This window comes from Bacteroides sp. MSK.20.12 (assembly GCF_019052435.1).
Lineage (GTDB): Bacteria > Bacteroidota > Bacteroidia > Bacteroidales > Bacteroidaceae > Bacteroides > Bacteroides xylanisolvens.
Map to the genome: position 1 here is coordinate 17,168 of NZ_JAHQVH010000028.1, position 26,320 is coordinate 43,487.

The 26,320-nt window shown below is 44.2% G+C and carries 24 protein-coding genes; 8 read left to right on the forward strand and 16 right to left on the reverse strand.

The annotated features are described in order from the left end of the window. The first annotated feature begins 298 nt into the window (after positions 1-298). Genes zwf through KTR06_RS15100 form a run of 3 tightly spaced genes read left to right on the forward strand, consistent with a single transcriptional unit; the run spans position 299 to position 3,512 of the window. Positions 299-1,795, forward strand: coding sequence for a glucose-6-phosphate dehydrogenase (gene zwf, locus KTR06_RS15090; protein WP_004314090.1), 1,497 nt, complete (start codon positions 299-301; stop codon positions 1,793-1,795). Further along, positions 1,792-2,517, forward strand: a complete 726-nt coding sequence (pgl, locus tag KTR06_RS15095) for a 6-phosphogluconolactonase (protein ID WP_162613611.1) — start codon at positions 1,792-1,794, stop codon at positions 2,515-2,517. Before zwf ends, pgl begins: the two co-directional genes overlap by 4 nt. A 44-nt stretch (positions 2,518-2,561) precedes the next feature. Next, positions 2,562-3,512, forward strand: a complete 951-nt coding sequence (locus KTR06_RS15100) for a Dyp-type peroxidase (protein WP_004314092.1) — start codon at positions 2,562-2,564, stop codon at positions 3,510-3,512. A gap of 35 nt (positions 3,513-3,547) precedes the next feature. Here KTR06_RS15100 and KTR06_RS15105 read toward each other — a convergent pair whose 3' ends face one another. The 7 genes from KTR06_RS15105 to KTR06_RS15135 form a co-directional block, all read right to left on the reverse strand. Continuing rightward, positions 3,548-3,760 (reverse strand): hypothetical protein, encoded by a 213-nt coding sequence (locus tag KTR06_RS15105; protein ID WP_004314093.1) that lies wholly within the window; start codon positions 3,758-3,760, stop codon positions 3,548-3,550. Between the two features lie 263 nt (positions 3,761-4,023). After that, positions 4,024-4,722, reverse strand: a complete 699-nt coding sequence (locus tag KTR06_RS15110) for a LytTR family DNA-binding domain-containing protein (protein WP_004313366.1) — start codon at positions 4,720-4,722, stop codon at positions 4,024-4,026. Positions 4,723-4,818: 96 nt separating this feature from the next. Continuing rightward, the gene (locus KTR06_RS15115; protein ID WP_004313365.1) at positions 4,819-5,880 is read right to left on the reverse strand and encodes a sensor histidine kinase; all 1,062 of its coding nucleotides are present in this window, start codon (positions 5,878-5,880) and stop codon (positions 4,819-4,821) included. A gap of 38 nt (positions 5,881-5,918) precedes the next feature. Further along, on the reverse strand, positions 5,919-7,139 hold the full coding sequence (locus KTR06_RS15120) for an ABC transporter permease (RefSeq protein WP_015531250.1): 1,221 nt from the start codon (positions 7,137-7,139) through the stop codon (positions 5,919-5,921). A gap of 177 nt (positions 7,140-7,316) precedes the next feature. Next, entirely contained in the window at positions 7,317-8,060 is a 744-nt protein-coding gene (locus tag KTR06_RS15125; protein WP_004313363.1) for an ABC transporter ATP-binding protein, read from the reverse strand. A gap of 48 nt (positions 8,061-8,108) precedes the next feature. Continuing rightward, entirely contained in the window at positions 8,109-9,329 is a 1,221-nt protein-coding gene (locus KTR06_RS15130; protein WP_074708216.1) for an efflux RND transporter periplasmic adaptor subunit, read from the reverse strand. 46 nt (positions 9,330-9,375) lie between these two features. Continuing rightward, a complete protein-coding gene (locus tag KTR06_RS15135) occupies positions 9,376-10,773 on the reverse strand; it encodes a TolC family protein (protein ID WP_217290522.1) in 1,398 nt (465 codons plus the stop codon). 218 nt (positions 10,774-10,991) lie between these two features. On the opposite strand from KTR06_RS15135, the gene KTR06_RS15140 reads away from it, so the two are divergent. The 3 genes from KTR06_RS15140 to cydB are packed head-to-tail and all read left to right on the forward strand — an operon-like array spanning position 10,992 to position 13,972. After that, complete coding sequence (locus KTR06_RS15140; protein ID WP_008643891.1) at positions 10,992-11,228, forward strand: DUF4492 domain-containing protein; 237 nt, start codon at positions 10,992-10,994, stop codon at positions 11,226-11,228. Between the two features lie 20 nt (positions 11,229-11,248). Then, positions 11,249-12,796, forward strand: a complete 1,548-nt coding sequence (locus tag KTR06_RS15145; protein WP_217290523.1) for a cytochrome ubiquinol oxidase subunit I — start codon at positions 11,249-11,251, stop codon at positions 12,794-12,796. A 33-nt stretch (positions 12,797-12,829) separates the two neighbouring features. Continuing rightward, positions 12,830-13,972 (forward strand): cytochrome d ubiquinol oxidase subunit II, encoded by a 1,143-nt coding sequence (gene cydB / locus KTR06_RS15150; protein WP_087318342.1) that lies wholly within the window; start codon positions 12,830-12,832, stop codon positions 13,970-13,972. A gap of 234 nt (positions 13,973-14,206) precedes the next feature. Here cydB and KTR06_RS15155 read toward each other — a convergent pair whose 3' ends face one another. The 4 genes from KTR06_RS15155 to wecB form a co-directional block, all read right to left on the reverse strand. Next, complete coding sequence (locus KTR06_RS15155) at positions 14,207-15,163, reverse strand: D-2-hydroxyacid dehydrogenase (RefSeq protein ID WP_217290524.1); 957 nt, start codon at positions 15,161-15,163, stop codon at positions 14,207-14,209. Positions 15,164-15,310: 147 nt separating this feature from the next. After that, positions 15,311-16,582, reverse strand: coding sequence for a replication-associated recombination protein A (locus KTR06_RS15160; RefSeq protein WP_004316871.1), 1,272 nt, complete (start codon positions 16,580-16,582; stop codon positions 15,311-15,313). 6 nt (positions 16,583-16,588) lie between these two features. Continuing rightward, positions 16,589-19,165 carry a DUF5686 and carboxypeptidase-like regulatory domain-containing protein gene (locus KTR06_RS15165; protein ID WP_061448297.1) on the reverse strand — a complete coding sequence of 859 codons (2,577 nt, stop codon included), beginning with the start codon at positions 19,163-19,165 and terminating at the stop codon, positions 16,589-16,591. A 366-nt stretch (positions 19,166-19,531) separates the two neighbouring features. After that, positions 19,532-20,617: a non-hydrolyzing UDP-N-acetylglucosamine 2-epimerase gene (gene wecB / locus KTR06_RS15170; RefSeq protein ID WP_004311581.1), complete on the reverse strand. Its 1,086-nt coding sequence runs from the start codon at positions 20,615-20,617 to the stop codon at positions 19,532-19,534. Positions 20,618-20,709: 92 nt separating this feature from the next. Between wecB and KTR06_RS15175 the strand changes: the two genes are divergently transcribed. After that, positions 20,710-21,333, forward strand: coding sequence for a trimeric intracellular cation channel family protein (locus tag KTR06_RS15175; protein ID WP_004311582.1), 624 nt, complete (start codon positions 20,710-20,712; stop codon positions 21,331-21,333). A gap of 198 nt (positions 21,334-21,531) precedes the next feature. On the opposite strand, the gene KTR06_RS15180 is transcribed toward KTR06_RS15175, so the two are convergent. The 3 genes from KTR06_RS15180 to KTR06_RS15190 all read right to left on the reverse strand — a co-directional run bounded on the left by KTR06_RS15180 (position 21,532) and on the right by KTR06_RS15190 (position 23,780). Further along, positions 21,532-22,029: a DUF4251 domain-containing protein gene (locus KTR06_RS15180; protein ID WP_008022096.1), complete on the reverse strand. Its 498-nt coding sequence runs from the start codon at positions 22,027-22,029 to the stop codon at positions 21,532-21,534. A 182-nt stretch (positions 22,030-22,211) separates the two neighbouring features. After that, positions 22,212-23,174, reverse strand: a complete 963-nt coding sequence (locus KTR06_RS15185) for a M48 family metallopeptidase (RefSeq protein WP_008643886.1) — start codon at positions 23,172-23,174, stop codon at positions 22,212-22,214. 45 nt (positions 23,175-23,219) lie between these two features. After that, positions 23,220-23,780 (reverse strand): LemA family protein, encoded by a 561-nt coding sequence (locus KTR06_RS15190; RefSeq protein ID WP_004311585.1) that lies wholly within the window; start codon positions 23,778-23,780, stop codon positions 23,220-23,222. 240 nt (positions 23,781-24,020) lie between these two features. On the opposite strand from KTR06_RS15190, the gene KTR06_RS15195 reads away from it, so the two are divergent. Continuing rightward, positions 24,021-24,524, forward strand: a complete 504-nt coding sequence (locus KTR06_RS15195) for an RNA polymerase sigma factor (protein ID WP_004311586.1) — start codon at positions 24,021-24,023, stop codon at positions 24,522-24,524. 270 nt (positions 24,525-24,794) lie between these two features. On the opposite strand, the gene mtgA is transcribed toward KTR06_RS15195, so the two are convergent. Continuing rightward, positions 24,795-25,538: a monofunctional biosynthetic peptidoglycan transglycosylase gene (gene mtgA / locus KTR06_RS15200; protein WP_004311587.1), complete on the reverse strand. Its 744-nt coding sequence runs from the start codon at positions 25,536-25,538 to the stop codon at positions 24,795-24,797. Beyond that, positions 25,516-26,232 (reverse strand): OmpA family protein, encoded by a 717-nt coding sequence (locus tag KTR06_RS15205; protein WP_008017353.1) that lies wholly within the window; start codon positions 26,230-26,232, stop codon positions 25,516-25,518. The genes mtgA and KTR06_RS15205 overlap by 23 nt, the downstream gene beginning before the upstream one ends. Between the last annotated feature and the right edge of the window lie 88 nt (positions 26,233-26,320).

A 26,320-nucleotide genomic window follows, 5' to 3' on the forward strand; every position in this document is an offset into this window, starting at 1 on the left:
TTTATCGGTTAAATGAGAATTTATCGGTTAGGCTGAAAGCCTTACAATTATATATTTATTGGGGTGCCCTGAAAGGGCTTAATTATATAGCGTAGGGCAACGCCCTACGAAAAAAACACACCAGCCACAAGCCCTGAAAGGGCGGAACTGTATACAATTATGCCCTTTCAGGGCGCAAATTCAGATTGCCGTTTTTACGTAGGGCGTTGCCCTACGCTATATAATTAAGCCCTTTCAGGGCACTCCGCAAAATTATCATTTACCATCTCAAAACAGAAATTAAAACAACTCTTGAAAAATGGATAAATTTGCAATGATAATTTTCGGTGCGTCGGGTGATCTGACCAAGCGTAAGCTGATGCCCGCCCTTTACTCCCTCTACCGTGAAAAGCGGTTGACCGGAGAGTATTCTATATTGGGTATCGGGCGTACGGTCTACTCTGACGATAACTACCGTTCCTATATCTTAGAAGAACTGCAACAGTTCGTAAAGTCCGAAGAACAGGACACAGCTCTGATGGCTTCGTTTGTCTCCCATCTCTACTATTTACCGATGGACCCGGCAAAAGAAGAAGGTTACCCGCAACTCCGCCAACGTCTGGTCGACTTGACCGGTGAGGTAGACCCGGACAACCTGCTGTTCTACCTAGCCACTCCGCCGTCATTGTACGGAGTAGTGCCCTTGTACCTGAAAGCTGCGGGACTCAACACCCCCCATTCACGTATCATCGTCGAGAAACCTTTCGGTTATGATCTCGAATCGGCACGTGAACTGAATAAAACGTATGCTTCTGTTTTCAATGAGCATCAAATTTACCGTATCGACCATTTTCTCGGTAAGGAAACAGCCCAGAATGTACTGGCTTTCCGTTTTGCCAACGGTATCTTCGAACCTCTCTGGAACCGTAACTATATCGACTACGTAGAAATCACAGCCGTAGAAAATCTGGGTATCGAACAACGTGGCGGATTCTATGAAACGGCAGGTGCACTGCGGGATATGGTGCAAAATCACCTGATTCAGCTCGTAGCCCTTACGGCTATGGAACCGCCCGCTGTTTTCAATGCCGACAATTTCCGTAACGAAGTGGTGAAGGTCTACGAATCTCTCACCCCGTTGAATGAAGTGGATTTGAACGAACATATCGTTCGTGGACAATATACAGCCTCCGGCAATAAAAAAGGATACCGTGAAGAAAAAGGAGTGGCTCCCGATTCGCGCACGGATACTTATATTGCCATGAAACTGGGCATTAGCAACTGGCGCTGGAGTGGCGTTCCGTTCTACATTCGTACAGGTAAACAAATGCCGACGAAAGTAACGGAAATCGTCGTTCATTTCCGTGAGACACCTCATCAGATGTTTCATTGTGCCGGTGGCAACTGTCCGCGGGCTAATAAATTGATTCTTCGTTTGCAACCGAATGAAGGAATAGTGCTCAAAATCGGAATGAAAGTCCCCGGCGCAGGTTTTGAAGTGCGTCAGGTGACGATGGATTTCAGTTATGCGCAGTTGGGCGGCGTACCCAGTGGCGACGCTTATGCCCGTCTGATAGACGACTGCATCCAGGGTGATCCGACTTTATTTACTCGAAGTGACGCAGTAGAAGCCTCATGGAAATTTTTCGATCCGGTACTCCGTTATTGGAAAGACAACCCCGACGCACCTCTTTACGGTTATCCCGCAGGTACGTGGGGACCTTTGGAAAGCGAAGCGATGATGCACGAACATGGGGCCGACTGGACGAATCCTTGTAAGAATTTGACGAATACAGATCAATATTGTGAATTATGAAACTATCAGTTTTTCCTTCATCTATTGAAACTTCACGAGCATTGATACTCCGCTTGGTGGAAATCATGAATGAAGAGCCGGACAGAGTGTTCAATATCGCAGTCAGCGGTGGCAACACACCTGCTCTGATGTTCGATTTATGGGCGAATGAATACATGGATATTACCCCGTGGGATCGTATGCGGATTTATTGGGTGGATGAACGTTGTGTGCCTCCCGATGATTCGGACAGTAATTACGGAATGATGCGCAACCTTCTTTTGGGTTTGACTCCTATTTTGTATGAAAATGTATTCCGTATTCGTGGAGAGGCGAAGCCTGCGAAAGAAGCGGTTCGCTATTCGGAGTTAGTCCGGCAGCAAGTGCCGCAAAAGCGTGGCTGGCCCGAATTTGATATTGTACTGTTGGGGGCCGGAGACGACGGACACACGTCTTCCATCTTTCCCGGACAAGAAGATTTGCTGACTTCAAACTCTATTTATGTAGTCAGCGCCCATCCCCGTAACGGGCAGAAGCGCATCGCAATGACGGGATACCCCATTCAGAATGCCCGCTATGTCATTTTCCTGATTACCGGAAAAAATAAAGTCGACGTAGTAGAAGAAATCTGTAATTCGGGAGACACTGGCCCCGCAGCCTATATAGCTCATCACGCGCAGAATGTAGAGCTATTTGTGGATAAAGCGGCTGCCGCATATATTGACGATAGTAATAAAAAATGAATTAGAACTGTTTCGTTGACGAAACTAACAGAAAAAAGAAAAATATGAATCCTTATCAAAATTCATTTGGAGGTAATATCCCGCAGGACGTAGCCGGGAAACAAGGTGAAAATGTCATTTTTATTGTTTATACTCTAAAAGATACTCCCGAAACTCTTGATAAAGTAAAAGATGTATGCGCTAATTTCTCGGGCATGATTCGCAGCATGCGTAATCGTTTCCCCGAACTGATGTTCAGTTGTACGATGGGCTTTGGCGCCGATGCCTGGGGCCGTCTTTTCCCGGAAAAGGGAAAGCCGAAAGAACTGAACACTTTTGAAGAGATCAAAGGCGGAAAGCACACGGCAGTCTCTACTCCGGGCGACATCTTGTTTCATATCCGTGCAAAACAGATGGGGTTGTGTTTTGAGTTTGCTTCCATCATTGACGAGAAGCTCCAGGGCGTAGTTGAACCTGTCGATGAAACTCACGGTTTCAGATATATGGACGGCAAGGCTATTATCGGCTTTGTAGACGGAACAGAGAATCCGGCAGTTGATGAGAATCCTTATCATTTTGCGGTGGTAGGAGAGGAGGATGCTGATTTTGCAGGAGGAAGTTATGTTTTTGTACAGAAGTACATTCACGATATGGTTGCATGGAACGCTCTGCCTGTGGAAGAACAGGAGAAAGTGATCGGTCGTCGTAAGTTTAACGATGTCGAGCTGTCTGACGAGGAGAAACCTCAAAATGCGCATAATGCCGTCACTAATATTGGTGATGACCTGAAAATTGTACGTGCCAACATGCCGTTTGCCAATACGTCTAAGGGAGAATATGGCACATACTTCATCGGTTATGCAAGTACGTTCAGTACGACCCGGCAGATGTTGGAAAGTATGTTCATCGGCAATCCGGTAGGGAATACCGATCGTTTGCTTGACTTCAGCACAGCTGTAACAGGAACGCTTTTCTTTGCTCCTTCCTACGATTTGCTGGGAGAATTGGGCGAATAAAAAAAGAAAAATAAGAATAAAAGATTGGAGGAGGATTACACTTTGGTAATCTCCTCCACTATATATTGATCTTTCACTCTCCTGCAGGTACATACAAAGTATTCCGGATGTTTCAGGGCTCCTTCTAAAGTATCAGGAAGAATCATCTCTTTGGTACGTCTATCCATTGCCACCGTTGCATATAGAATACCCTCTTTTTCGCATCTCTCAATTAATGCATTTTTTAGTTCTTCTACGCTATATTCCATTTGTGTGAGACTTTATCGCTGCAAAGTTATGGAAAATATGTATATTTTGTGCAATAATATTCCTGTAATATATAAAAATAGCTCCCTAGTTCGTCCGCCGACGAGGGAGCTATCAACACAAAAACTAAACTAGACTTAACTAAACTATTCTATTCTTGGAATTTCACAATCCCTTTCTGTTCTTTGCAAAGGTAGATATAAAACGGATTTTGGCAAACTATAATCGACAAAAATCACTTTTTTACCGATAAAATAATGAATAATCAGCTCCTTTCGTCAAGAAAAGTCTGAAAAACTTGCTTGTAACTATCGCTGATAGGAATATATGTCTTGTCAAACACGATACGTCCGCGGTCAATCACACGTATTTTATCTTTCTGTACGATGAAGGAGCGGTGCACACGTATGAAACGACTGGATGGCAAGAGTTCTTCCATGGCTTTCATACTCATCAGTGACAGGATAGGTTTGGGAGCGTCTTCCGTATATATTTTGATGTAATCTTTCAGTCCTTCGATATACATGATTTTCTTCAAGTCCACTTGTACTAGTTTGTAGTCACTTTTCACAAAGATACTGTCTATCTCTTCCGGTTTCTGCACGAGTTCGAACCATTGGAGAGCTTTGTTGGCAGCTTGCAGGAAATCAACGTATGAGATTGGTTTCAGCAGGTAATCGAGTGCGTTGACACGATAACCGTCGATAGCATACTGTCCGAAAGCAGTGGTAAATACAATGCGCGTATGCGGATCTACCATCTTCGAGAACTCCAGACCGTTAAGTTCCGGCATCTGAATGTCCAGAAACAGGAGGTCGACCTCTTCGCCCGGCAATTCTTTCATCGCCTGAACCGCACTGGAATACTTTCCTGCAAGTTGCAGGAACGGAGTCTTATTCACATAGCTCTCTAACAAGCTAAGAGCTAAAGGCTCATCGTCAACGATTGCGCAACGTAACATCATACTATTTTATATCTAAAGTTTTATATCCAAAATCTTGTACTTGACGCTTTATACTAAACATTGGTACTTAACGTTTTATACTGAACGTTTTTCTTTCTACTCTCTAATCTTGATACTCAATCTCGATTCGTATACCTTTTCGTCTTTTGAGACGCCTTTCAACCACGTATAAGCTCCGGGATAAAGTATCTCCAACCGACGGCTGACTTGTTCCAATCCCACGCCCGATCCACTCTTATCCTCCACTGTCTTAGGATGATTACTATTGCGGATTTCACACACCACTTCGTTGTCATTCTCCAAAATATGAATACTGATGAAACTCGATTCAGTAGGAGAGATGCCATGTTTGAAAGCGTTCTCTATCAAAGAGATAAAGATAAGCGGGGCAATGAGCGTCTGACTGTCGGGCTGAATATCGAATTTAGTAATCATCTGCACGTTGGCGGACAGACGGATGCGCATCAGTTCGATGTAATTGCGGATAAAATCGACCTCCTTACAGAGAGGAACGTATGTCTGCTGGTTATCATATAACACATAGCGAAGCAGTTTGCTCAACTCCTGAACTGCCTGTTGCGCCTTGTCCGAATCAAATGCAATCAGTGCATAGATATTATTCAGCGTATTCAGCAGAAAGTGAGGGTTCAGTTGGTTCCGCAGGTTCTTCAGTTCTGCTTCCGCACGGTTCCGTTCCGCCTCTTTTCGGGCAGCTTCATTCTGTGTCCATCGGGCACTCATGCGGATAGCGGCACTTAGTCCGATAGTGAATACGAGACTCAACATATCCCTAAGGAAAAACAACCATCCCGGAGGCATCCCTGGTCTTTTTGATTTGGGAGCGAATGACGGATCGAACGTCAGACTTTGCCAGAGATGAAGCAACACACCGATGGCACATAAAAAGATAATATTGTAGACCACATATCTTTTGGCCTGACTCTGGAAAAGATAGCGCGGCACAAGAATGAAATAATTCACGTAGAACACAATCATGAAAGAGAGTGGTACGGCAAGGTGGCGTGTATAAGCCATCCAATTAATGTTCCCGTTCCCACGTTCGACGAAGAAGAACGGGAAACCGAACATAATCCCCCAGCTGATAATATGTATCAGTACTTCTAGGGGACGACGTGCGGATGTAAAGGTTTGTTTCATAAAGACAAAGATAATTCTTTTATTGGTAATTATCCATTTTATTCGTATCTGATGGCTTCTATCGGATCTAAATCTGCTGCTTTCTTAGCCGGATACCATCCGAAGAAGACTCCTGTAACTGTACATACTGCGAAGGAGAGGAATACGCTCCACGGCTGGATATAGATAGGCCAATGCGCTACGCTCTTGACAATCCAGCTGGCTCCGCAGCCGATAATCACTCCGATGATACCTCCCGTGATACTAATCATGATGGCTTCGATGAGGAATTGACTTAGAATGTCGACCCCGCGTGCGCCGACAGACATACGCAGACCGATTTCACGGGTACGCTCCGTAACGGATACATACATGATATTCATAATCCCGATACCACCTACTACCAATGAAATACCTGCGATACAAGCCAGCAGGGTTGTCATCAAATCGGTGGTTGAGTTGAGCATTGTACTCAATTCCTGTTGGGTACGGATGGTGAAGTCATCATCATCCGAAGCCTTCAGTTTATGGTTGCGGCGGAGGATTGTACTGATTTCGTCAGTTGCATAGTCCGTCATATCCTCGGTGAGGGCAGAGGCAAATACTCCCTGCAAATACGTAACGGCAAGCAGACGTTTCATTACGGTGGTATATGGTGCAAGCACTACGGCATCCTGGTCTTGTCCCATAGAGTTGTACCCTTTTGCTTTGAGCACACCTACCACACGGAAAGGTATCTTGCTGAAACGGATAATCTTACCTACCGGATCACTTCCGTCCGGAAAAAGATTGTCTACTATGGTCTTTCCGATCACGCACACTTTGGCTGAACTCTGTATGTCGGCTTCTGTGAACATCTCTCCATTCTCAACAGTCAGTTGGCGAATATCGAGATATTCTGTTCCGACACCGTTTACCGAAGCCGGATAGTTGTTGTTACCGGCAATAAGCTGTCCCGATGACGAAACATTGGGACTGATGGCAGACAGGAAACTTGTCTCATCGCGCAAGGCCTCGTAGTCGGCAAGTTTCAAAGTCTGCATCGCAGACGGGTCCTGCCGGACACCTCCACGCATATCGGCTCCCGGATGAATCATAATCATGTTCGATCCCATCTCGGAAATCTGCTGCTGGATGCTTTTCTTCGAACCTTGTCCGATAGCCAGCATCGTGATGACGGAAGCAACACCGATAATGATACCGAGCATGGTTAGAAAAGCACGCAGCTTATTGTTCGCCAATGCCCGGAGAGCTATCTTAAATAAATTAGTTCCATTCATGTTTATAAAGTTATGGAGTTATTAATGGGGTTCTGAAGGTATAAGGCTATTATAAGGTTATAAAGTTATGAGACTGTAAAATGTTGGCGTGATGCTCTAAGCATATCATCTTATAACTTCATTGTTCCTTATCACATGAATTGCTTCTTATAACTTCATTACTCCTTATCACATTAATTAATCCTCGTCGTTCTTTGGCAATGCCGCCAGTGCTTCGGCGGCAGACAGAATTTTCGGATTGGCAGTATCCTCAATAACCTGCCCGTCACGCAGACGGATATTCCGGCTGCTATATTGCGAAAGTTCGGGATTATGTGTCACAAAGATAATCGTACGTCCCTCTGCATGAAGTTTCTGAAACAGTACGAGTATCTCAAAAGAGGTACGGCTATCGAGGTTTCCGGTCGCTTCGTCGGCAAGAATCACTGCCGGGTTGTTGACCAACGCACGTGCAATGGCTACCCGTTGCATCTGTCCGCCGGACATCTGGTTGGATTTGTGTTCCAAACGATCCCCCAATCCTACGGCCTGTAAAGACTCGATAGCGCGACGACGACGTTCGGAAGCACTGACGGCAGAGTTATACATCAGCGGTAGTTCCACATTTTCCACAGCCGTTGTTTTAGGCAACAGGTTGTAGCTTTGGAACACGAATCCAATCTTCCGGTTTCTTAGTACCGCACGTTGAGGCTTGCTCATCGTACGTACGGGAATATCGTCGAGCAGATACTCTCCGCTTGTCGGGGTGTCCAGGCAGCCTAATATATTAAGCAGCGTGGATTTTCCCGAACCGGAAGTACCCATGATGGTGACAAACTCCCCTTCATTGATATTGAACGAAACGCCCCGCAATGCGTGAACGGTCTCGTCGCCTACCTGAAAGTTACGTTTGATATTTTGTATTTCAATTACTTTTTTCATCGTAAATAATGTGCTAATGCGCCAATTCGTTATTGGCACATTGAATAATTATTTTTTCTTCTTACTTCCCGGAGGGCCCGGCATGAACGGACTTCTTTCTCCGCCATTTTCCATATTTCCTTCAGGTCCCATGTTTTCACCGGGCATTACACCTATAGTAGCTTCTGTTACCACCTTTGTCCCTTCAGGAATACCACTGATAATTTCGGTGGATATGCCGTTGCTGATTCCCACTTCTACCGGATGAGCGGTGAATGTAGTTCCTTCGCGAGTCCAAAGTTTGTGTTCGCCTTCGCAATCTTTCACTATATCATTATTGCCGATTAACGGTTTTTCCGGTGTGAATCGCAAGGCTTTGTTCGGAACAGACAGTACATCTTTTTTATCAAGAATATAGATCGTTACATTAGCCGTCAAACGCGGTTTTAGTTTCAAGTCGGGGTTGGGGGCAGAGATGACTACCTCGTAGGTAACTACGGTGGTAGTGCTGCTCGTGCTGCTCGTACTGCTTGCGTCGCCCAAACGAATCTGTGTAACCACACCTTCGAATACATCATTCGGATAAGCATCTACCGTGAAGCTGGCACGCTGACCTTCCACTACACCGCCTATATCTGCTTCATCCACATCGGCTACTACCTGCATCTGTGTCAGGTCGGCAGCAATGGTGAACAGGGTCGGAGTTTCGAATCCGGAAGCAACGGTTTGTCCTGCTTCTACATCACGGCTGATAACAACTCCGTCAATCGGTGAAGTAATGGTAGCGTAAGACAGGTTACGTTCCGCTTTCGCGAGCGATGCCTTGCTGCTGTCATAGCTGCTTTTCGCTTTCTGATAATTGTAGAGCGCCTGTTCGAAGTCCGTATCACTAATCAATGACTTTTCGTGCAAGCCTTTGCTGCGTTCATAATTTTTCTTCTGATATTCATATTCGGCTTTCGCACCATCGTAAGTTGCCTGCTGTGAGGCCAGTTCACTTTGCAATGTGATGCGGTCCATTTCAGCAATCAGCTGTCCTTTGGTTACTACCGAGTTGTAATCTACGTGAATCTTGTCGATGATACCGGACACCTGCGTACCGACTTCTACTTCCGTCACCGGTTCGATCGTTCCGGTAGCAGTCACCGAATTTGAAATATCGCCTTTACTGACAGTAGCGGTGGCGTACGTCACTTTGTGTTTGGCGGGTGAACCGGCAAAGAGCCATATTCCTGCTCCTACAACCACAACGACTACTACGGCGATTAGAATAATCTTTTTCGTTTTCATTCGTTTATTATGCTTTTACTTATTTATAATGCTGATTTTATACTCTTTATAAAGCTAATTGATCTCCCTGATAGAATTTCAGCAACTGTGTATTCAGTATAGCCATATATTTAGCCTGAAGCTGTTCCTGTTGTGCTTGCAGCAAATTATTCTTTTCAGTAAGGAGTTCTACGGTATTCTTCATTCCCAGATTAAACTGTTCGCTAATCAACTCATAGCTGATTTGTGTACTTTTCAGCTTTTCGTTTGCGGCAGCATAACGCTGTTGCGCGCTGTTGGCATCCAGCCAAAGGCTTTCAATGGTTTTGTACAGTGCCTTTTGTTCGTCAAGCAAGGATAATATGCTCGTTTCGTACTGCAATTTAGCTTTTTGTACAGCACTTTTCGTTTGACGGTTATTGAAGATAGGCACACTGACAGACAGTCCGATAGAGTTGTTCCATCCGTTCTTCACTTGTTCTCCGAAGGTAAAGTCGCTGCCGCTGGTATGGTTGGTTCCGATTCCTGCGCTAAGGCTGATGGTGGGGAAATAGCTTGATTTGGCGATATTGATACCCAGTTCGGAAGCTTCTACATTCAGTTTGCTCGCTTCAATCTCCGGACGAAAGCTCAATGCGCTGATGTACACATCTCTTTTGGTAGGCAGCGGAGCCAGCACATTTTCGTCGGACAGGGCAGGGAGGTAGATGTTCATTTCATTCTCCCCATCCAGTTCGAGCAGTTGTTTCAGTTGTAATTTGTAATCTTCAAGAGTGGCTTGCGCTGTGACAAGTTGGTATCGGTCGGTGCTCACCTGTGCTTCCAGTTGCGCGAGGTCGCTTTTGGCAATACTTCCGGCATTCAGAAGTTCCTGTCCTCGGTCGCGCTGTGCAATGGAAACTTGCAGGGTGTTTTCGTTTACTTTCACAGATTCGGCTGCATAAAGAATCTGGATATATACTTGGGCGATGGACTCCTGAATATTATTTTCGGAAGTCGCCACATCCAGCTCGGCCATCTGATTATTCAACTTCTCCTGTTGGATGGTTTTCAACCGTTTATTACCATTATATAGAGTCCACGAAGCATTCAGTCCATAATTACCGTTGTAGCTCGTTTTGCTGTTGCTACTGATAATCTCGCTACCGCTCACCCGGCTACTTGTCTCTTGGTACGGACGATTCACCACCTGTTGGCTGGTAGAAAACGAAAGACTGGGGAACATGGCAGCTTTAGCTGTCTTCACATCAATCTGCGTGCTGACCGCAGTGATCCGGTTCTTACGAATTGTAATGTTCTGTTCCTTTGCATAGTCGATGCATGACTGCAAGTCCCATTGATCCGGGATTTTCGTTTCTTTCAGCGTATCGACTTGCAGCGGAGAAACCTGGGCAGATATGCCGGACAGCATACCTGCTCCAAGAAATGTCATCACTGTCAATCTTCTTACATTTATCATATTCATACTTCTATTGATTTACTGTTAGCGAAGGTACGTACATATTATATATGCCGCAAAAACGATAGACGGATGACGTTATTTCGCCGTTAAATGATTTTTTTCTGTCGATAGGTAGGTTTTTGAAGAAAAACACGACAAATCTTGCAACTTTTTTGACTACTTGTTTGTTTTAATTATAAAAAATGTATATTTGTACTCATTACAAATTATAACGTAAACATATGAAGAATACACTGCTTACGATCTGGAACTTCTATTTGGATGGTTTCCGTAGTATGACCTTAGGACGTACCCTATGGGTTATTATTTTGCTGAAATTATTCGTCATGTTCTTCATCCTCAAAATGTTCTTTTTCCCTGATTTCCTCGGCGACCACCCAACGGATGCCGACAAAGGTACATACGTGGGAAATGAACTGATAGAACGTGCCATCCCCGATAAATCTACTGATTTTTAACTCTTAAACTACATAGGATTATGATTGAAAGTATTGACACCTCGCTGATCGATTGGTCGAGAGCCCAATTTGCGATGACAGCCATGTACCACTGGATTTTTGTTCCCCTCACACTTGGACTGGCAGTGGTGATGGGAATCATGGAGACGCTGTATTATAAAACAGGCAACGAATTTTGGAAAAAGACTGCCCAGTTTTGGATGAAACTTTTCGGTATTAACTTTGCCATCGGTGTGGCAACGGGGTTGATTCTGGAGTTTGAATTCGGTACGAACTGGAGCAATTATTCGTGGTTTGTAGGGGATATCTTCGGTGCTCCGTTGGCTATTGAAGGTATTCTGGCATTCTTTATGGAAGCTACGTTTATCGCGGTTATGTTCTTCGGATGGGGAAAAGTAAGTAAACGTTTCCACTTGGCTTCCACCTGGCTGACAGGATTGGGAGCTACGATTTCCGCGTGGTGGATTCTCGTTGCCAACGCATGGATGCAGCATCCGGTAGGCATGGAATTCAATCCTGACACTGTCCGTAATGAGATGGTTGATTTTTGGGCGGTGGCTACCTCGCCTGTAGCAGTCAATAAGTTCTTCCACACGGTATTGTCCGGCTGGGTGTTGGGTGCTATTTTTGTGGTCGGTATCAGTTGTTGGTACTTGCTGAAGAAACGAAATCGTGAGTTTGCACTGGCCAGCATCAAGATTGGTGCAATCTTCGGATTGGTAGCATCGTTGCTTTCTGTTTGGACGGGTGACGGTTCCGGTTATCAGATTGCCCAGACACAACCGATGAAACTGGCAGCAGTGGAAGGTCTGTATGAAGGCGGAACGAATGTCGGTCTGGTCGGAATAGGAGTATTGAATCCTGAAAAGAAGACTTACAACGATGGGAAAGATCCTTTCCTCTTCCGTTTTGAAATCCCGAGTATGCTTTCTTTCCTTGCCGAACGTAATGTGGACGGCTACGTTCCGGGCATTACGAATATCATCGAAGGTGGGTATCAGTTGAAAGACGGACCGAAGGCTCTCTCTGCTGCCGAGAAGATAGAACGTGGTAAAACGGCTATCGGCGCATTGGCTGCCTATCGTGCTGCAAAGAGTGCCGGACACGAGGAAGATGCGAAGATTGCATATAATGTATTGCAGGAAAATATTCCCTATTTTGGCTACGGATATATCAAAGACGTGAACCAACTGGTTCCGAATGTTCCTCTCAACTTCTACGCATTCCGTATAATGGTAATCTTGGGCGGATATTTCATCCTGTTCTTTATAGTCGTTCTTTTCTTTATCTATAAAAAGGATTTGAGTAAGATGCGCTGGATGCACTGGATTGCTTTGCTGACAATTCCTTTGGGTTACATCGCCGGACAAGCCGGATGGGTGGTTGCCGAATGTGGTCGTCAGCCGTGGGCTATCCGCGATATGTTGCCTACGATGGCTGCTATCTCCAAACTGGATGTAAGCTCCGTGCAAACTACGTTCTTTATCTTCCTGCTCCTGTTTACAGTGATGCTGATTGCAGGTGTCGGAATTATGGTGAAAGCTATCAAGAAAGGACCGGACGCATAATACTTAATACTTATTACTTAATACTTGAAACTTATGTATATATTTTTGCAACAATATTGGTGGCTTGTCGTTTCCTTGCTGGGAGCCATACTCGTGTTCTTATTGTTTGTGCAGGGAGGTAATTCATTATTGTTCTGTCTGGGTAAAACCGAAGAGCATCGTAAGATGATGGTGAATTCTACCGGGCGTAAGTGGGAGTTTACGTTTACTACGTTGGTGACGTTTGGAGGAGCTTTCTTTGCTTCTTTCCCGTTGTTCTACAGTACCAGTTTCGGTGGTGCTTATTGGCTTTGGATGATTATACTTTTCAGTTTTGTATTGCAGGCTGTCAGTTATGAGTTTCAGAGTAAGGCAGGAAATCTGTTAGGTAAAAAGACATATCAGACTTTCTTGGTGATTAATGGGGTAGTGGGTCCTGTGTTACTTGGCGGGGCGGTGGCTACTTTCTTCACCGGTTCTGATTTCTATATTAATAAGGCCAATATGACAGACACTATTATGCCGGTAATCAGTCATTGGGGAAATGGCTGGCACGGATTGGATGCGTTGACGAATATCTGGAATGTAATTCTCGGATTGGCTGTCTTCTTCCTTGCTCGTGTATTGGGAGCACTCTATTTCATTAATAATATTGATGACAAAGAACTGACCGACAAATGTCGTCGTGCAGTACGCAATAACACAGTCTTGTTCCTTGTATTCTTTTTGTCGTTTGTCATTCGTACACTGGTATCCGAAGGCTTTGCCGTTAACCCGGAAACACAGGAGATTTATATGCAGCCATACAAGTATCTCACAAACTTTATCGAGATGCCGGTAGTGCTGGCTTTATTCCTGATTGGGGTGGTATTGGTTCTTTTCGGTATCGGAAAGACATTGCTTAAAAAGACTTTTGATAAAGGTATCTGGTTTGCAGGAATCGGTACGGTGCTGACTGTTTTATCTTTGCTACTGGTAACAGGGTACAACAACACTGCCTATTATCCGTCATACACCGACCTGCAAAGCTCATTGACATTAGCCAATAGCTGCTCCAGTGAATTTACACTGAAGACAATGGCTTATGTTTCCATTCTTGTTCCGTTTGTGATTGCTTATATTTTCTACGCTTGGCGTAGTATCGACCGGCATAAGATTACCGAGAAAGAAATGGATGAAGGAGGACACTCATACTAATATATCATTTGTATATTAGTCTTTTGTCTGTGTACTAATAACTTTGTCCATACACTCATACTTTGTCCATATAGAATTTCGAAATAGAGATTCTAGTCGGAACAAATAAACTCCCCTTATTTAACATCACTCTAAGTCATGGTAGAGAGATAAAATAAGGGGAGCTTTTTATATATTTTATACTTAACGTGTGTGCCTAAACACTTCGGGCATTATGAATTACACTAATGTTAATTATTTATTGACTACATTCTCCGGTTTGCCGGAAATGTAAGCCTGAAGATTGCTGATTGCAATATTCATCAGACGTTCGCGAGCCTCTATGGTTGCCCAGGCAATGTGCGGAGTGATGTAGCAGTTCTTTGCTGTCAACAATGGATTGTCGGCACAAGGCGGTTCGGTAGAAAGCACATCTAAGCCGGCTGCATAAATCTTACCGCTGTTCAAAGCATCTGCAAGATCTTGTTCGTTGATAAGCGGTCCGCGACCGGTATTGATTAAGATAGCTGTCGGCTTCATCATAGCAAGACGGCGTGCATTCACCATTTCGCGTGTCTCCGGCGTAAGCGGGCAGTGCAAACTGATAATATCGCACTCGCTGAACAATTGATCCATATCCATCTTCTTGATTTCCGGTGGCAATTGGAAGTGGGATTTAGAAGTCAATGCGTACACTTGCATACCGAATCCGATAGCAACACGCGCTGTGGTATATCCGGTGTTTCCCAGTCCTACCAGACCGATTTTCTTATCCCGAAGTTCCATCAACGGAGTGTCCCAAAAACAGAAATCCTTGTTGTTTGTCCAACGGCCTTTGTGCACTTCTTCGGAGTGGTGTTGCACTTGTTGAGTGATGTTCAGGATATGCGAAAATACCATTTGAGCAACGGAAGCGGTGCTGTATGAAGGAATATTAGTAACGACGATTCCCCGTTCTTTGGCAGCAGCTGTGTCTACCACGTTGTATCCGGTAGCCAATACACCGATATATTTCAGTTCGGGCAGTGCAGCCATGTGGTCTGCATTGATGATTACCTTGTTAGTCAGAATTGCTTCTGCACCGGCTGCACGTTCTAATACCTCTTCCGGAGCTGTACGATCATAAATTGTACATTCTCCAAGAACTTTCATACCTTCCCAAGATAAATCTCCGGGATTGGCGGCAAAGCCGTCTAAAACTACAATCTTCATTTCAATTTCAATATTAATAATAAGTTATACGTGTTTTCTTAACAACATATTGATATTATAGGCGCGAATTACACGGATTTCACGTTTTCTTAAAATATGCTTTGCATGAAGCATCTGCGTAATCCGTGTAATCTATGCCTGAAAATATCATTTCTTGAATTTGTCTCCCCACAACTGTATCATCCGTTCGGCATGCTTCTGCTCTGCCGGATTGTTTTGCGGCTGCCATATCCGTTTGTCTTTCAGTTCGTCCGGGAGGAATTGCTGTTTGACAAAGTTACCTTCATAGCTGTGTGCATATTTATATTCCTGTCCGTAGCCCAGTTGCTTCATCAGTTTGGTCGGAGCATTGCGCAGATGCAAGGGGACAGGCAGATTGCCGGTTGAACGGACTAACTCCAGTGCGTCATTGATCGCGCTGTATGCCGAATTACTCTTCGGACTGGTAGCCAGATAAATCGTTGTTTCAGCCAAAGGAATCCGTCCTTCGGGCCAGCCGATTTTCATCAATGTTTCAAAGCAGGCGTTAGCGAGAAGCAGTGCGTTCGGGTTTGCCAAACCAATGTCCTCGGCAGCCGAAATCACCAGTCGGCGGGCAATGAAAGCAGGATCTTCGCCTCCTTCCACCATACGGGCAAGCCAGTAGATCGCTCCATCGGGATCACTGCCACGAATAGATTTGATGAAAGCGGAGATAATGTCATAATGCATCTCCCCATCCTTGTCGTATGCCAGCGGATTTTGTTGCAACCGTTCGGTCACCATTTCATCGGTGATGACGACAGTCTCTTCCGTTTCCGATTGTACAACGAGTTCCAATATATTAAGCAGCTTGCGGGCGTCTCCACCGGAGAAGCGCAACATGGCTGTTGTTTCTTTCAATTCAATTTTGCGCTCTTTCAATACGGCATCCGTGGTGATGGCACGTTGCAGAAGTTCCAATAAATCTTCTTTCTCCAAAGATTTGAGCACATAAAGCTGGCAGCGGGACAGGAGAGGGCGGATGACCTCAAACGACGGATTCTCCGTTGTTGCGCCAATCAGTGTGACTGTTCCGTTCTCTACCGCTCCCAACAGAGAATCCTGCTGCGACTTGCTGAACCGATGGATTTCATCGATAAACAGAATCGGGCTAGACTGTGAAAAGAAGCGGTTGCTCTTGGCACGTTCTATCACTTCGCGCACATCCTTCACACCGGAAGTCACGGCACTTAACGTATAGAAAGGTGTTTCCAGTTTGTTGGCAATGATTTGCGCAAGGGTTGTTTTACCCACTCCGGGAGGTCCCCAGAGAATAAACGAAGAGATGCGTCCTGCGTCAATCATTTTCCGCAAGATAGCCCCCGGTCCAACTAAATGTTTCTGACCGATATAATCATCCAAAGTCTTTGGCCGTAACCGTTCTGCTAGTGGTTGCATAATTTTTTAGAATACCATTAATACCATGAAGCGGATACCGTTTTTGTTGATACCCGGATTATCACGATAAGTGAAACGATGTACATACTCAACGTGCAGCAACTTGAAAATGTTGTAGATACCTACACTTGCTTCGACATACGGCACTTTCGGGTCCATCACGAAACTGGTGAATTTACCGTCGCGTGTCGGGAAACGGAACAAATCGGGATTGTTGCTCTTGAATGGATTGTTCTTGTCCGTCAATGTTCCCCACAAAGCACGTACACGGAACATTTCCCTCCATTTCAGGTTCTTGATAAGAGGAATACGGTTGAAGAGTTTTCCATTCATGTCGTAGGATAATGACATGGAAGCGTAACGGTCGTTCAGGAATTCCATGTTATTAATCAAGTTGAACGTTTCGCGCTGGGTGATGTAGGACAAGTTGGCTTCCGGCAGGATTAACAACGGGAAAGGAACTGTGTTCCATTCTGCACCTGCTTTCACGCTGCAATCAATCTTTCCCCAGGAAGCCGGGAGCCAGAAACGTTTCCACACACTTGCTTCCGTACGGTTAAAGTTGTAATCCCCACCCAATACGCCTTTGAAACCCATAGCATGAGTGAGCGTAAAGATAGGAGCGTCCAGCGACACAGGCACGCGGCGTTGCTTGGAATTAACAAATGATTCGCCCGGCGCATAGCGCAGCGTCAGACTTGCTTCGGAAGTTGTGACATCGTGCACACGGGTTTGTGCGGCATCATTGCGCAGGTATTCCAGTTTGCCGGTAGGCTCGTCGTTACGGTGGCGCAGCATGGCTTTCACTCCGAATCCGGTCAGCGTTTCGAGTTCATAATTAATGGTGGCGTCGCGCATATACGACATTTGGTCTACTGTCGTTGTCTTGACCGACAGGAAGATATTATCTTTATCCGTAAACAGGAATTTGTCCATCGGAGACATTACGTCATAACTGTACGTTGCCGAAAGATAATGTTTCGGGAACTCCCAAACCACATAATCGCGTTTGTTGAACGAATAAGTCACCGTTCCGCTATATTTCCAGCGTTCGTCTTTCAGACCGTACGCTCCGTATCCGCTCAAGAACCAGTGCTTGTCGAAATGAGCCGTAGTCATACCGCTCAACCGGAAACGCGTACCATCAATGTAATTGCTCGAAATCATGGTGTTGATAGGGCCGATGTCCACTTTGCTCGGATGCTCTTTGCTTCCTGTCTCTACAAAGTTCTCAATCAGTGCTTTCGCTCCGAAGATGATGTATTTGAATCCCGGAATCTGTTCGAGACGGTTGACGAATACATCCATCGAACTTTCTTTCTTTGTCAATGGTACTTGACGGACACTCGCCCAGTACTCATCGCTTTTCGAGAGCATATCCGCTTCTTTTATCACGCTGCCTTTCAACCGGAACAGTCGTTGTTCGATAGGATCGAATTTATAATTACTATATTTCGTGGTTCGTTCCACCTGCAATCCACCTGCTGTTTTGTTGGAATTCCAGGAAAGGTCTACGGTCATGTCATCATCCGCCAATACCCAGTTGCCGTTGGGCAGTTGCTCATACTGTTGCGTGATGTCCATGCGGTTGACAAAGTTGACTCCGGTCTTTTTAGGCAGGTTCATCGTGCATTTCTGAACGGCGTATGTAGAATCGTTCAATACATACAGATGGCCGGTGAATCCGAAGTCCTGCGAGTTTTGCGGAACAAAAGTAAGGTGGACACATTCGCGTTTGTTTACCATCAATGTATCCATCAGATAATATTTATAAAATGAGATGGCATTGTTACCGATCGGACTGACGAAACGCTGCTGAAGCAACCGGATATCATCATCGTAGATATTGATGTCGGCAAATACGTCTTTCAATACGGTGCCGAGCATATCTCCCGTAGAGAAAAATTCTTCTATACCATTAGAGTTCTTTCCTTTGATAATCGTTTTCTTGTTTTCGGGATTTTTGCGGTAGATGGTTTGCGAGGACGTTTCCTGTACGGAAATAGGGAGAATCAACTTATTGGTTGTTTCCGACACTTCCACTTGGTCTCTTAAGAATGAATATTTTTTGTAGATACCTTTTTCAAGCTTTTCCGGTGTGAGGTCGTTGATAGACATTTTCATCTTCTCGTACTTGTCGTACTGATAGTACTCGTTCACTTCGAGGACTTGTGCCTTTTTGTGTTCGATTACCTTCTTCATGAATTCCACTGCCGGATTGTTCTTGCGGGAATATTTCTCCTTTTGAGGTTTCACGACAACCTCGTTCAGGAGCACATTATCCGGAGCTAACTTAACGTTCACTGTCTGATTGTTGGAACCAACCCGAACCGTTTTACTGATATAACCTACAGCGGAGAACACCAGTGTTCCTCCGTTTCTGCGGGTGTCAAGACTGTATTCTCCGTCAATATTGGTGATGGTTCCCATATCTCTCTTCTCCTGATAGTAAACAGAGATATACATCAATGGCTCGTGGGTAACCGAATCAGTGACTACCCCTTTAATTTGCTGCGCAAAAGCATTGGAAGCTACCAATACGAGTAAGAACAGTATAAGTATTTTGTTATATCGTTGTATCATAACGTTTGTAGTAGGGCTGCAAAGTTAACAAATAACTCTAAGGATAACAGAATATATAACTTTTTTTACTCATCGTTTTTTGTTGTTTACAAGCATATATCGTCCGATAATTCAAAGAACATCCCGCTGTTAATCCTTTTGATAAGGCCGTTTCCGCATTTCGTTCTCCCGGTTTCGGTATTTGAAACCTTTGCTCCCGTTGTAGGGCACTTTTTGTTTCGACCCTTGAAACTTTTTGTTTCCCGGCATGAAACTGTTGGTTTCTCGGTGTGAAACACTTTGTTTCTCGGTGTGAAACTATTAGTTTCATTGCTTGAAACTAACAGTCCCATGCCGGGAAACGGAATGGAACATGCCGGGTAAATATTATTTGCTCGTAAGTATCTGTACAATACGCTCTGCGGTACGTCCGTCCCAACGTTCGGGAAGTTCGCCACGTTTCCATTCACCGTGCATCAGTGTATCCATGGTTTTGGCAAGCAGGGCAGGATCTTCTCCGACAAGTTCGTTGGTGCCCATGCGCCACGTTTCCGGATGTTCGGCATACGTGTTGAGTGTGATACAAGGAATACCCAGGAAGGTCGCTTCTTCGGCTACGTTTCCCGAATCTGTTATGATTCCTTTCGCCTTGTTTATCAGATAACCGAAGAATAGGTAGTTCTGCGGTGGCATGATATGGAGATTCGGAGCTTCGATGTCCAACTCTTTAATGGCATTACGTACGTAGGTATGTAGCGGTGCAACGATAGGCATACCGGCGGACTTGTCGATGATTGTTTTCATCAACTGACGCAGATTCTCCTTATTGCCGAGTAATACACGACGGTTGAGAGTAAATAGGAGATAATTTCCTTCTTGCAGTCCCAGGACGGAGAACCATATCGGTTTGAGCAAGCGGTTCCGGTTATAGCGGATGGCATCAATCAGAATGTTGCCTACATAATATACGTTTTCGCTTTCCGTTCCCGTCTGGTTTAGGTTGCGGTTGGCAACCATGCCGGCTGTGAACAGATAGTCGGATAGTCCGTCTGTAATCATGCGGTTGACTTCTTTCGGCATTTTCATATCGAAAGAACGGGTTCCGGCTACGAGATGCGCTACCTTGATGCCTTGTTTCTTGGCAACGATGGCACAACTCATGGTTGCGGTCAAGTCGTCTACCACAAGGACTACGTGTGCCGGATTTTCCGTCAGTTCTTGTTCAAAGGCTACCATGATTCCGGCTGTCAAACTCGTTGGATTACTGCTTTCCACTCCCAGATATACATCAGGAGCTTTCATGTCGAGATCCGAAAAGAGAGAAGCATCCAGACTCGTATCGTCTTTCCTTCCTGTATAAACCAGTCGGTAAGAGATACTTTTACCCAGCGCCCGTGCGGCTTCAATAGCGCGTGTAATGGGAGCTATCTTCATAAAATTGGGGCGTGCCCCCGCAACAATTGTTATTTTCATATTGTTTCTACCTAATTCGGTTTAATTCGTGAAGCAAAAGTACATTTTCTTACGGAATTTATTCGTTACTTTGCATACAAAATAACAAATATATGCCCACATTCGTTCAAATTCTTGATTTTATAGGCACATTTGCCTTTGCTATTAGTGGTATCCGGCTAGCTTCGGCGAAACGTTTCGACTGGTTCGGCGCTTATGTGGTAGGACTTGCTACGGCTATCGGCGGCGGTACCATCCGTGATGTACTGCTCGACGTGACACCGGGATGGATGACTGACCCTATCTATCTGATTTGTACAGGACTGGCTTTGTTATGGGTCATCTGTTTCGGACGCTGGCTCATCCGGCTCAATAATACTTTCTTCATTTTCGATACCATCGGTCTGGCACTGTTTACCGTGGTAGGTGTAGGCAAGAGCATTGCTCTGGGGTATCCTTTTTGGGTGGCGATTATCATGGGTAGCATTACGGGAGCAGCCGGTGGGGTGATTCGTGACGTATTTATCAATGAAATACCTCTTATCTTCCGAAAGGAGATTTACGCAATGGCTTGCGTCGTAGGCGGTATTGCATATTGGATTTGCGATCTCGCAGGTATGGAGTCCTACGCTTGTCAGTTGATTGGCGGATCAGCCGTATTTCTGACTCGCATCTTAGCTGTGAAATATCACATTTGCCTGCCTATATTAAAAGGTGGGGAAGAGCCGGAAGAATAAAAAAGATATTGCCCGAGTGAATGTGTTCATATTGTTTCTATCGGATAGCTAAGAATTAATAGTTTATATTATAAAATTAGGCACGGATTACACGGTTGCTGTATGGTAATCATCATTCTAACAACCGTGTAATCCGTGCAATCCACGCCTAATAATACAAAATTATTCAGTCCGTTCTTCTTACTTGCTTTTTGTTTCTTACTTTTCTTCCTTTATATACAGCTCCCCCTGAAAACTAATGGACTGACGGTTTTGCATATTGACATCAATGCTTGCCGAACCATTGGGGAATACTTTGACTCTGTATTCATACCTGTCTTCGGGATTGCGTGCGATAAACTCGATGACGGCATTTCCTTTCTTATCCATTTCCATACTGTATTCTTTGAGCACAGCTTTAAAATTTAGCCCGTCGCCTCCGCCATAGGGGATGCTGTAAGCCCGTCCATAATAAGGCAGATAAGAAATGACCGAATCGTTTCTGATTTCCAGTGAGTAGGAAGATGTCAAAGGGATGGAGCGTCCGCGCATCGGCATGGCGGTGTTGACATCTATCTTGTAGTTTTCAGATTCAATCAGCTTCTTTACGGCTTCTTTCTTCTGTTCTTTCTTTTCCTTTTTACTTTGAGCCGAAAGGGTAGGGATGCCCACTAGCAAGGCTAGTAACAGCATAAAGATTTGTTTCTTCGTTCTCATATCAGTTGTATTTAGGTTGATGTATATATGTATAACAACCAAATATAAGAAAAAGACAGGGATAGTTCTGTTTCCTTTAATGAAAATTAAACAGAAATCCCTGTTATTTATAAGTTTAGACCAATTAAGGGCATAATCAACTTTTGAATAAAAACGCTTGGGAAGAAAATTAGAACAGGCTTTTAGAACTGTTCCAGTATTTCAATTCGTTTTTCAATGGGAGGATGAGTGGCAAACAATCCGTTGATTCCGCTGAATATACTTTTCGATTTCTTTTTAGGATTCTGTATAAATAATTGCGCCACGTCTTTCCTTTCTACTGCCTCGATGGCAGGATCTGCCGATATTTTGCGGAGAGCGCTGGCCAGTGCCAACGGATTCTTTGTCATTTCTGCCGATCCCGCGTCTGCCATGTATTCGCGTTTGCGTGAAATGGCAAAACGCATCAGGCTTGAGAAAAGATAACCGATGGCGGCTATCACTAAAGCGAGTAGAATGAAAAGAAAAATACCGCCACTACCTTTGCTGTTGCTGCGTACACGTATGTGCGTGATGGTATATAATGTGATTTCTGTCAGCATGGAGAAGATACCGACAAAGACGATGGATATTATCAGCAAGCGCACGTCACGGTTGCGGATATGACTTAGCTCATGCGCAATCACTGCTTCCAGTTCTTCATCATTCAGTTTTTTGATGATACCTTCCGAGAGGGTAACAGTGTATGTACGTTCATTGATGCCGCTTGCAAATGCATTCAGAGAACTGTCATAGATGATATTGATTTTCGGCATCTTCATGCCTTGCGACATACATAGGTTTTCCACCAGGTTGTAAACGCGTTTATTCTCTATACGATCCAGCGGTTTGGAACCGGTGGCAGAATTGATAATGCTTGTGTTGGCCCAGTAGGCAATCAGAAACCAGATGATTACGATTCCCATGGTGTATGGCAACGAAGAGAGAAAGAAATGATTGACCATTGGCATTATTTCTATTTCCATACTCTTTCCGTATCCAAAAAGAACCAACAGGTAGCAGGATAAATAGAGGAGTGCTGCCACGAGACAGGGAAACAGGAACAGTAGAAACGCAGAGCGCAGATTATTCCGGCTCTGCTGTGTTTGGATTCCGACGTATTGCATGCGTGTTCAACTTTTGTAATTGAGTGGACGGTGTGAATAATGAGTTTAGAAACTTATTTTAGGTGCTTGATCCAGATTCGCACGTTCATTCTTCCCTAGGTCGAACATGATTTCTCTTTGGAATCCGGTCATTCCTGCTACTATATTCGATGGGAATGTCTGTACGGCGTTATTATATTCTTTGGTTGCCGAGTTGAAGTAACGGCGGACAGCAGCCAGTTTATTCTCTACATCAGCAATTTCTTCCTGTAATTGCAGGAAATTCTGATTAGCTTTCAAATCGGGATAAGCCTCGAGAGTGATTTTCAATCCTGCAAGAGCAGAGCTTAACTGGTTTTCGGCAGCTATCTTATCATCAATCGTTTTTGCGCCCACTGCACCGTTACGTGCCTGAATCACCCGGTCGAGCGTTTCCTTTTCGTGTGCGGCATATCCTTTCACGGTGTCTACCAGTTGGGGAATGAGATCATGGCGTTGTTTCAACTGTACATCGATGTCGGCGAACGCATTTTCACGATTGTTTCTCAATTTCACTAATGAGTTGTACATGGAAGCAAAGAAGATGCCCAGCAATACAATAATCCCTACAATAATAAGTATGGTCATAGCTTTTTGTTTTATTTAATAATATAAAATCAAAAGTAATCTATTTGGTTCTTTTAACCAAGTAGTAGGGGGTAAATTTCGCTAATACCACCTAAAAACTGTCAGAAAGCACCCAAAATCTGTCAATTGATAGAATTTCACCCTAAAAAATAACGGATCCTACCCTGCTTGATAAGCAAAATACCTTTAAACTTGCAAACATCGAGAAAAACGAAATATTAACCATAAAACCATTAAAGTATGAAAAGTTTAAGTTTCAGAAAAGATTTAATTGGAGTACAGGAAGAGTTGCTTCGTTTTGCTTATAAATTGACGGCCAACCGTGAAGAAGCAAATGACTTATTGCAGGAAACATCTTTAAAAGCATTAGATAATGAAGAAAAATATGTTCCGGACACAAATTTCAAAGGATGGATGTACACTATCATGCGTAACATCTTTATAAATAACTACCGTAAAGTAGTACGCGATCAAACTTTTGTTGACACAACCGATAATTATTATCACTTAAATCTGCCACAAGATTCAGGATTTGAGAGTACAGAAGGTGCTTACGACCTGAAAGAAATGCACCGTATCGTCAACGCACTCCCCCGGGAGTATAAGATTCCTTTCTCTATGCACGTATCTGGTTTTAAATACCGCGAAATCGCAGAGAAATTAGGATTACCATTAGGCACAGTGAAGAGCCGCATATTCTTCACACGTCAACGTTTACAACAGGAATTGAAAGATTTTGTATAAATGAGGATAGCGCATACAAACAAGCTTATTAGCAGAAGGAGCAAAGAGATAGATTCTCATTGCTCCTTCCTTTTTTATAACCTAATTTTATTTACGATTAAACGATTTACGATGTACGATTGAAATTTGAATTGTGAATGAGGAGATACTTATGCAAAGATAAGTACTTATAATTCCAAAAGTTATTTCAATCGTACATCGTAAATTGTCTAATCGTAAATCACCTATTCGTCTAATCGTAAATTAAACTAGGTTATAAATTCTTTCTTGTTATTTGCTTTTCTTTTTTTTGCTTTTTTTCTTTTCAACGGCCTTCTCTTCCGGTGGGAATTTAGGAACCAGATTCATCAGCCGTAATATCTGACTTTGTCGTTTTAGTATGTATGACGAAGGTTTCGCCGAGTTAAATCGTATTGGGTTGGGGAGGGTGGCGGCGATGAGTGCACATTGTCCCCGGGTCAGCTTGTCGGCTGTTGTTCCGAACTTATTTTTTGCGGTTGCTTGTGCGCCGTAGATGCCATTTCCCATTTCTATAGAGTTGAGATAGACTTCCATGATTCGCTCTTTCGACCAGAAGAGTTCGATGAGAAACGTAAAGTAGACTTCGAGCCCTTTGCGTACCCACGACGATTGCGGCCATAAGAATACATTCTTGGCTGTCTGCTGACTGATGGTGCTTGCTCCCCGTTTCCGTTTGCGTGTTTCGTTTTCTTTCATCGCTTTCTTGATTTCTACGAGGTCGAACCCGTTGTGTTCGGCAAAACGGTTGTCTTCGGAGGCTATGACCGCCATCGGCAGGTTGGGAGATATCTTATCAAAAGAAACCCACGTGTGCTTCCACGTGGGTTTATCTCCTGAAAAAACTTGCTGAACGCTTCGGATAACCATCAACGGAGTTACATAAACCGGCATGAAACGATAAATAATCACGGCCAGTAGTGTTGATGCAAAGAAGAAAATCAGCAGGTTGCGCGTATAGCGCAGTAATTTTTTAATGAGTAGCTGCTTGTGCATCTCTAATCATTTGTTCACTTGCGTACATGTATACTTCTACACGACGGTTTTGTTCGCGACCGGCAGCAGTGTCATTGCTTGCAACGGGATCGCTTTCACCCATTCCTTGTACACTCTTGATTTGATTGGTGGAAACACCGCAACTCAACAAGTAACTGGACACGCTTTGCGCACGTTCTTGTGATAAGTTCAGGTTCTTTTGCTGGCTTTGTGCAGCAGTACTGTTCTTCCAGCCCTGGTTGTCGGTATATCCGTAGATAGACACGTCCATATCCCGGTTCTGGTTGAGCACATTGTTGGCAAACTTGCTTAAAGCAGATTTAGCAGCAGCACTTAGATTTGCATTACCGGTAGTGAAAAGAATACCCGAGTCGAATGTTACTTTCACGGCTTGCAATCCGTTGTTGTCTGTTATCTGTTCTACTTGTGCGCCTTCAATTTGTTTTGCTTCTGCTGCTGCTTTGTCCATCTTCTTACCGATAAGAGCACCTGTACCTGCACCTACTGCCGTACCAATAGCAGCACCGATAGCAGCACCTTTACCTTTACCGATAACACCTCCCAGGATCGCACCTAGTGCAGCGCCCGAACCACCACCGATAGCAGCACCTTTACCAGTGTTGTTCATACTTCCACAGCTACCAAATATCATGGCAATACTCATGAAGAGAACCATAAATTTCATCTTGTTCATAATGTTGATGTTTTTTAATTGGTTTATAAAAAATGTTTTTATACGAATCACTTCGCATTATTAATAACAATGCAAAGATACATATTAT